Source organism: Microbacterium sp. (genome assembly GCF_039812165.1).
Lineage (GTDB): Bacteria > Actinomycetota > Actinomycetes > Actinomycetales > Microbacteriaceae > Microbacterium.
In genome coordinates this window covers 1-7,824 of the sequence record NZ_JBDIAB010000142.1, presented here as the reverse complement: position 1 = coordinate 7,824, position 7,824 = coordinate 1, and the positions used below count along the sequence as shown (strand labels likewise).

Annotated in this window: 6 protein-coding genes; 5 read left to right on the top strand and 1 reads right to left on the bottom strand. The window is 74.9% G+C overall.

Annotated features, from left to right (window positions below):
* Nucleotides 1–159: 159 nt before the first annotated feature.
* Complete coding sequence (locus tag WML84_RS10940; protein ID WP_347346178.1) at nucleotides 160–774, top strand: RNA methyltransferase; 615 nt, start codon at nucleotides 160–162, stop codon at nucleotides 772–774.
* A gap of 105 nt (nucleotides 775–879) precedes the next feature.
* Here WML84_RS10940 and WML84_RS10935 read toward each other — a convergent pair whose 3' ends face one another.
* Entirely contained in the window at nucleotides 880–2,238 is a 1,359-nt protein-coding gene (locus tag WML84_RS10935) for an MATE family efflux transporter (protein WP_347346177.1), read from the bottom strand.
* 227 nt (nucleotides 2,239–2,465) lie between these two features.
* On the opposite strand from WML84_RS10935, the gene WML84_RS10930 reads away from it, so the two are divergent.
* The 4 genes from WML84_RS10930 (at nucleotide 2,466) to WML84_RS10915 (ending at nucleotide 7,796) form a co-directional block, all read left to right on the top strand.
* On the top strand, nucleotides 2,466–3,140 hold the full coding sequence (locus WML84_RS10930) for a Crp/Fnr family transcriptional regulator (RefSeq protein WP_347346176.1): 675 nt from the start codon (nucleotides 2,466–2,468) through the stop codon (nucleotides 3,138–3,140).
* Nucleotides 3,141–3,217: 77 nt separating this feature from the next.
* Nucleotides 3,218–4,381, top strand: a complete 1,164-nt coding sequence (locus WML84_RS10925; RefSeq protein ID WP_347346175.1) for a serine hydrolase domain-containing protein — start codon at nucleotides 3,218–3,220, stop codon at nucleotides 4,379–4,381.
* A gap of 33 nt (nucleotides 4,382–4,414) precedes the next feature.
* Nucleotides 4,415–5,677 (top strand): M23 family metallopeptidase, encoded by a 1,263-nt coding sequence (locus WML84_RS10920; protein ID WP_347346174.1) that lies wholly within the window; start codon nucleotides 4,415–4,417, stop codon nucleotides 5,675–5,677.
* A 331-nt stretch (nucleotides 5,678–6,008) separates the two neighbouring features.
* Nucleotides 6,009–7,796: a lipase family protein gene (locus WML84_RS10915; protein WP_347346173.1), complete on the top strand. Its 1,788-nt coding sequence runs from the start codon at nucleotides 6,009–6,011 to the stop codon at nucleotides 7,794–7,796.
* The last annotated feature ends 28 nt before the right edge of the window (nucleotides 7,797–7,824 follow it).

Genomic DNA, 7,824 nt, shown 5'->3' with positions numbered 1-7,824 from the left:
GCTGCCTCTGCGTCGGATGCCGGGGCCGCGGGCGAACCAGATGCCACCGCCAGCGCCCTCGCGAGCTCAGGACCGCGTCAGGCTGCCGGTTCGCGATCCTGGCCGACCGTCGACCTGAGCCCCTCCAGCCCGCGACCGCACCCGGTCGCCGGCGCCGAGATCGAGCCGGAGCTGCCGGTCGGGGTCGGCCCGTGGCCGGGCGGCCGGGCGCAATGGCCCGACGACCCGCGCTACGACCCGGAGCTGCTCGCCGAGGGCGACCGGCGCAACGTCGTCGACGGGTACCGCTACTGGCGCATGGAGGCGATCGTCGCCGACCTCGACGAGCACCGCCACGCGTTCCACGTCGCGATCGAGAACTGGCAGCACGACATGAACATCGGGTCGATCGTGCGCAGCGCCAACGCGTTCGGCGCCGCCGAGGTGCACATCGTCGGGCGCCGGCGCTGGAACCGGCGCGGCGCGATGGTCACCGACCGCTACCAGCACGTGCGGCACCATCCCGACGTGGCCGCGTTCGTGGCCTGGGCGACGGATGCCGGCATCCCGGTCGTCGCGGTCGACAACGTGCCCGGCGCGGTGCCGGTCGACCGGGCCGAGCTGCCGGAGCAGTGCGTGCTGCTGTTCGGTCAGGAGGGGCCGGGGCTGTCGGCCGAGGCGGTGGCCGCGGCATCCGCCGTCGTGGAGATCACGCAGTACGGCTCGACCCGCTCGATCAACGCGTCGGCCGCGGCGGCGGTCGTGATGTACGAGTGGTGCCGCCGCTGGGCATGACGGCGTCGCGACTCAGTCGCGGTCGATCCCGAACGTGCGGCGCATGAGCGCCTGCACGTCGCGGTCGAGAGCGTCGAGCCGCCCGACAACCCGCGATGTGGAGGGTCACGCTCCGGCAGCGAACCACTCGGGGCGCCGGACGCGCCAGCCGAGCGTCGCCAGCCGCGCGAGCATGTGCACCCCGAAGAACGCCGCCGCAAGCCACGCGAGTCCCACCGCGCCGGTCGGCCGCAGCATCCACAGCGCGACGAGCGCCGGCAGATACGGCACGAGGTTGACGACGCCCGCGAGCGCGAGGTAGCGCACGTCGCCAGCGCCGATGAGCACGCCGTCGAGCACGAAGACCACGCCGCACACCGGCTGGGCGACGGCGAGCACCAGGAGCGCGGGCTGGACGAGCGCCGCGATCGCGGCGTCGCCGGTGAAGACGAGCCCGATCACGCCCGAGAACGCGGCGATCAGCCCGCCGACGACGACGCCGAACCACACGCCCCACGCGACCGTGCGCCCGAGCACGCGTCGCACGAACGGCTCGTCACCCGCACCGAGGCCCTTGCCGATGAGCGCCTGGGCCGCGATCGCGAGCGCGTCGAGGGCGAACGCGGCCGTCGAGAAGATCGTGAACGCCACCTGCCAGCCGGCGAGCTCGCCGGTGCCGAGGGTCGTGGCCACCGCGACGGTCGCGAGCAGCGCGACGCGCAGCGACACCGTGCGGAGGAACAGCCAGCCGCCCGCGCGGGCGGACCCGCCGACGCCCTCGCGGCGGGGGAGGACGGATGCCGCGTGTCGCCGCGCCAGCCGCCCCACCGCGACCGCGTATGCGGCGACCATCGCCCACTGCGCCACGACGGTGCCGGCGGCGGAGCCCGCGATGCCCCACCCGAACCCGTAGATGAACAGCCAGTTCAGCAGCGCGTTGAGGCCGAAGCCGAGCCCGGCGATCCACAGCGGCGTCACGGTGTCCTGCATGCCGCGGAGGAGTCCCGTCGCGGCGAACACGAGGAGCATCGCCGGCAGCCCCCACATCGAGATGCCGAGGTAGGTCGCGGCCTGCGCCGCGACGTCGGCGGTCGCGCCGAAGAGGGCGACGAGCCATGGCGTCGCGAGAGCCCCCGCGACGGCGAGCACGGCGCCGAGTGCGAGCGCGAGCCACAGTCCGTCGATGCCCGCGCGCACGGCGCTGGTCGGATCCCCGGCGCCGAAGCGCCGCGCCACGGCCGGCGTCGTGGCGTACGCGAGGAACACCATGAGCCCGACGATGGTCTGGAGCACCGCGGAGGCGATCCCGAGGCCCGCGAGCGGGACGATCCCCAGATGGCCGACGAGAGCGGCATCCACGATCAGGAACAGCGGCTCGGCGACCAGCGCCCCGAGCGCCGGGACGGCCAGGCGCAGGATGTCGCGATTGAGGGATGCCGGCGCCTCCGGCCGCACCGGCGAGCCCGGTGCGCGGCTCCTCGTCATGCCTCCAGCCTAAAAGGGCGGTCGGACACGGCGAGAGGCCGGTCTTCAGGTGGCGGCTCGCGTCGCCTCACCCGCCTCGCGGACACCGAAGCGGCAGGACGTGCCATGTGGCACCGGGATGCCGGAGCGAGACGATCGCGTGCGAAGAGCGCGGTCGGACACCGTGGGGCCGGCGGCGGTCCGCGCGACGGGGACCGGACGGCATCCGGTCGTGCCACTATCGGAGCGTGGACCACGTCGCCGTGCTCGCGAGGGTGCCGTTCCTGGCCGAGGCGTCGCCCGAGGCGCTCCGGCGCCTCGCCGCGCAGGCCGAGCCGCGCGCGTTCGCGCGTCACGAGTTCCTGTTCCGCGAGGGCGACCCCGTGGAGCGCGTGCACGTCCTCGAGCGGGGGCGCATCGCCGCCACCATGACCTCGCCCGAGGGGGCGACGGTGACCGCGCACATCGCCGGACCGGGCGAGGTGTGCGGCCGCGTCGACCTCTTCGCGGGGCCGGTCTTCACGGTCTCGGCGCTGGCGCTGTCGTCCGGTGCGGCGCTGGCGCTCCCGGCGCGCGCCCTCCGGCAGGTGCTCGAGTCGGAGCCGGCGTGCCTGCGCCGATTCACGGTCGACCTCGCGGTCGTCGTCACCACGCTCACGCGCGCCGTCGCCGACCTGGTGTTCCTGGACGTCACCGGACGGCTCGCGGGCCTGCTGCTCGAGTGGGCGTCCGCGGACGGCGCGATCGCCCTGCCGGGCACGCAGTCCGAGCTCGCCGCCCGGCTCGGCGTCACCCGCCAGACGGTCAACACGGCGCTCTCCCGCCTCGCGCACGCGGGCGTCGTGCGGATCGACTCGCCGCGGCTGCTGCGCATCACCGACCCGGCGCGCCTCGCGCGTCTGGCCGGAGTGTCGCCTGGGTGACTGACGGCGCCGCCGGCGTGCGAGACGATGCGAGCGCGCGGTGCGCGCGGTCTGCGGATGCCGGTGGGAGGTGGCCCATGTCGACGACACGGCGGGGGTTCCTGCTGGCGACGGGGACGACGCTGGCCGCGGCCGGCCTGGCCGCGTGCGCCCCGCGCACCGATCCCCGGCCGTCCGCGACGCCCTCGGCGGAGGGACCGGCCGACCTCGAGCCGGTGTTCGCGAGCGCCTTCGCCGCGACCGGGATGGCGGGGTGCGCGATCCGCGTGCGGCACGCCGGCGAGGTCTGGCGCTCCACGGCCGGGGTCGCCGACCGGCGATCCGGCGATCCGTATCCCGCCGACGCCTACGTGCGCATCGCGAGCATCACGAAGACCTACACCGCCACCGTCGTCCTGCGGATGGTCGACGAGGGGATGCTGACGCTCGACGACGCGCTGGAGCGGTTCGTGCCCGGCATCCCGAACGGCGCCGAGATCACCGTGCGGCAGCTGCTGGCGATGCAGTCGGGGATCTTCGACTTCACCGCCGACGAGCGGTTCGTGCGGGCGTTCACCGACGACCCGACGATGGCGTGGAGCCTCGACGACACCGTCGCGGTCATCCTGCGCAACGAGCCGCTCTTCGCGCCCGGCGCTCAGGTGGCGTACTGCGACTCGAACTACGCGCTGCTCGGCGCGATCGCCGAGCGGCTCGACGGTGCGCCGCTCCACGAGATCGTGGCCGCGCGCGTCGTGTCGCCGCTGGGCCTGCCGCACACCTACTACCCGACCGAGACGGGGATCCGGATGCCGCATCCGACGCCCTACGTCCCCGAGCTCACCGCCGACGGAGCGTTCGACCCCTCGACCTCGCCGCGCGTCGTCGTCGAGCTGAACCCCGCCGTGCCCGCCGGCGCGGGGGCGATGATCTCGACCCTCGAGGACGTGTCGGCGTGGGGCGACGAGCTGGTGGACGGCACGCTCCTCTCCGCCCAGACTCAGCGGGAGCGCCTGAGGACGACGAGGTTCACGGGACAGACGCTCGACTTCGGCTACGGACTGGGCGTCACGAACTTCAACGAGTACCTCGGGCACGACGGCGCCATCTTCGGCTTCTCGTCGGTGGTGCTCACGCGGCCCGCGACGGGCACGCAGATCGCGATCGTGGGCAACGAGTCGACCAACTCGACGACCCCGACGCTGACGATCGCGGTGGCGATCATCGACGCCATCGACCCCTCGCAGGGGACGAGCCCCTGACACTCCTCGTCGACCGGCGGAAGGGCGGAAACGATGCACATCCCACGACCTGTCCTGCGCGGGATCGCCGCGCTGACCGCGCTGGCCGTCGCCGCCGTGCTGGCCGCCTGCACCGCGGGTGCGGAGCCGGAGGAGAGCCCGACCGTCGCGGGTGCTGCCGCCGGCGCGGAGGCGGGTCGGGATGCCGTCGCCGCCGAGGAGCAGTACGCGCCGGTCGTCATGGACGTGATGTCGACGCCGCGGTGGTTCACCGGCACCGACGGCCTCGCGCACCTCGTGTACGAGCTGCGGCTGATGAACGCCTTCCCGGTCGAGGCGACGATCGAGCGGGTGGAGGTGCTCGACGCCGCGGACGACGCGGTGGTCCAGACGCTCGCCGGCGACGAGCTCGCGGCGGCCTTCTCGCTGCAGCCGCTCGGGCTCCCCGCGGTCACCGCGCTCGCGCCGTCGACCGTGGGCGTCGTGTGGCTCGACGTGACCTTCGACGAGCCGTCCGCGATCCCCGCGGAGCTCCGCCACCGGCTGACCGTCCGCGTCGCCCCGGGCCTGCCGGTGCCCGACGAGATCACCTCCGTGGGCGCGACGGCCGAGGTCGACACGCGACCGCCCACGATCGTCGGGCCGCCGCTGACGGGTCGCGGCTGGGTCGCGATCGGCAGCTGCTGCGACGGACCGCACCGCCGCGCGCTGCAGCCGGTCGACAACGGGCTGTGGCTGGCGCAGCGGTTCGCGATCGACTTCAACCGCCTCGACGAGCGGGATCTCTTCGCGACCGGCGACCCCGGGCTGAACGAGAGCTGGCCCACGTACGACCAGCCGGTGCTGGCCGTCGCGGATGCCACGGTCGTGGCATCCGCCGACGAGTTCCCCGATCAGGTCGCGCTGACGCCCGCGCCGGTCACCCTGGCGGAGGCGGACGGCAACTACGTCATCCTGCGGATCTCGGACGGCGTCTACGCGTTCTACGCGCACCTGAAGCCGGGCACGGTCGCGGTGAAGGCCGGCGACACGGTGCGCAAGGGCGAGGAGATCGCCCGCACCGGCAACTCGGGCAGCTCGACCGGGCCGCACCTGCACTTCCAGCTGATGGACCGCCCGTCTGCGCTCGTGGCCGACGGCCTGCCCTACGTGTTCGACCGCTTCACGTTCGAGGGCCGCACGCCCCCGCTCGAGGAGGTCATGGCGAACGACCCGCAGACGGTGCCGGTGCGCATCGACCCCGCGGATGCCGGACCGCGCCGGGATCAGCTGCCGCTCGGGCGCGACGTCGTCGATCTGCCGCGTCCGGCGCGCTGACCGTCGACGGGGCGCGCTGACGCCCGGTCGGGTGCCGGGCGGTCGGTGCGATCGTCGAGTCCTGGGTCAGTCCTGGGTCGGCGTCGTGCGCCGGTTCCGCCGTCGCGGGGCGGCTCGTGCCCTGAATGTCGAACGCCGGAGGATGCCGCATCGCACGACCTGTGAGTGCCGCCCGCGCCCCGGTCGCGCGGGCGGTCGGCGCCCCGTCGTGCGAAGACGCGCGACGGGCGCTGGTCGGGGCGACAGCCTGAGCGTCGCGTCCGTGCGGGAGCGCCCGGCGTGCCTGCGGCGAGGCGATAGCCTGGGCGCGTCGGCGTGGACGGAGGACGGGATGGAGCCGGAGTCGGCGGGGGGCGGGCCCCGCGTGTCGCGCTGGTCGATGCCGCGCTGGCTGCGGGCCATCGTCGCGCTCGCGGCGGTCGTGCTGGGTGCGGTCCTCCTGACCCGCCCGACGACGGCGCTCGGCGTCCTGGCACTCCTCATCGGCGCGGGCATGATCCTCGCGGGCGTGCTCGAGCTCGCCGCCCGCGACGCGGAGCCCGACCGCCCGCGCTGGCGCATCGTCACGGCGCTGGCCTGGATCGCCGGCGGCCTGTTCGTGCTGGCGTGGCCGGGGCTCACCGTGCGGGTGCTCGCCCTGGTCGTCGGCGTCCTGCTGATCGCCGGCGGCGTCCTCGGCGTCCTCGCCGCGTTCCGGCGGACGCGCACGTGGGACGCCCGCGTCGCGGATGCCGCCTTCGGCGCGGCAGGCGTGATCTTCGGCATCCTCGCCCTGAGCTGGCCCGACATCACGCTGCTGATCGTCGCGGTCGTGTTCGCCGCGCGGCTGATCATGTCGGGGCTCACGGAGCTGTGGCGGACGGTGCGGCCGGGCGCCGGTGCGGCGCCGCGGGATCCGCGGGCCGGCTGGCGCCGCTGGACCCGCACGATCGGGGCTGTCGCGACCGTCGCCCTGGCCGTGGGGGCGGCGGCGGTCAGTGCGGCGCTGCACGCCGGATCGCCCGTGGTCGACGACTTCTACGCCGCCCCGCGCGTGCTGCCCGACGAGCCGGGGCAGCTCATCCGCGCCGAGGAGTTCACCCGCGACGTGCCGGACGACGCCCGCGGATGGCGCATGCTCTACACGACCACCGACGCCGAGGGGCGGATGCGGGTCGCGAGCGGCCTCGTGGTCGTCCCCGCCGCCGGTGACGGCGACTGGCCGGTCGTGGACTGGTCGCACGGCACCACCGGGGCGGCCCAGCCGTGCGCGCCGTCGCTCCTGCCGCAGCCGTTCGCGTCGGGCGCCCTCTATCTGCTCCCGCAGATCGTCGACGAGGGGTGGGCGCTCGTCGCGACCGACTACATCGGTCTCGGGACCGAGGGACCGCATCCCTACCTCGTCGGGGTCCCCACCGCACGCGCCGTGCTCGACGCCCGCCGCGCCGCCGGGCAGCTCGCCGACGCGCGCCTGGGCGAGCAGACCGTCGTGTGGGGTCACTCGCAGGGCGGCGGCGGCGCCCTGTGGGCCGGAGCTCTCGCGGACGAGTACGCGCCGGACGTCCCGCTGGCGGGCGTCGCGGCGCTCTCGCCGGCCGCCGACCTCCCCGGCCTCGTCGCCAACCTCGACGACATCACCGGGGGCAGCGTCTTCGCGTCGTTCGTGATCGACGCCTATGCCGCGCTCTACGACGACGTGACCTACCGTCAGTACGTCAGGCCGGGCGCCGAGGTCACCGTGCGCGAGCTCGCCACCCGCTGCCTCGCCGAGCCCGGCACGGCGGTCTCGCTCCTGACGCTGCTGGGGCTCTCGCGCGACCCGGTCGTCATGGCCGCCGACCCCACGACGGGTCCGCTCGGCGACCGGCTGCGCGAGAACGTGCCGCCCGCGACGATCACGGCGCCCTTGCTGGTGGGACAGGGCGCCGCCGACGGGCTGGTGCGTCCTGACGTGCAGGATGCCTTCGTGTCGGGCCTGTGCGACGCCGGCGTGTCGGTCGACTACCGGCTCTACGAGGGGCGGGGACACACCGAGGTCGTCGAGCCCGACTCGCCGCTCGTGCCGGAGCTCTTCGAGTGGACGCGGGCGCGCCTGGCCGGCGAGCCCGTCGAGCCGGGGTGCACGCGCGTCGGACCGTGACCGCCGGCGGCGCCGCCGGGTCGGCGGT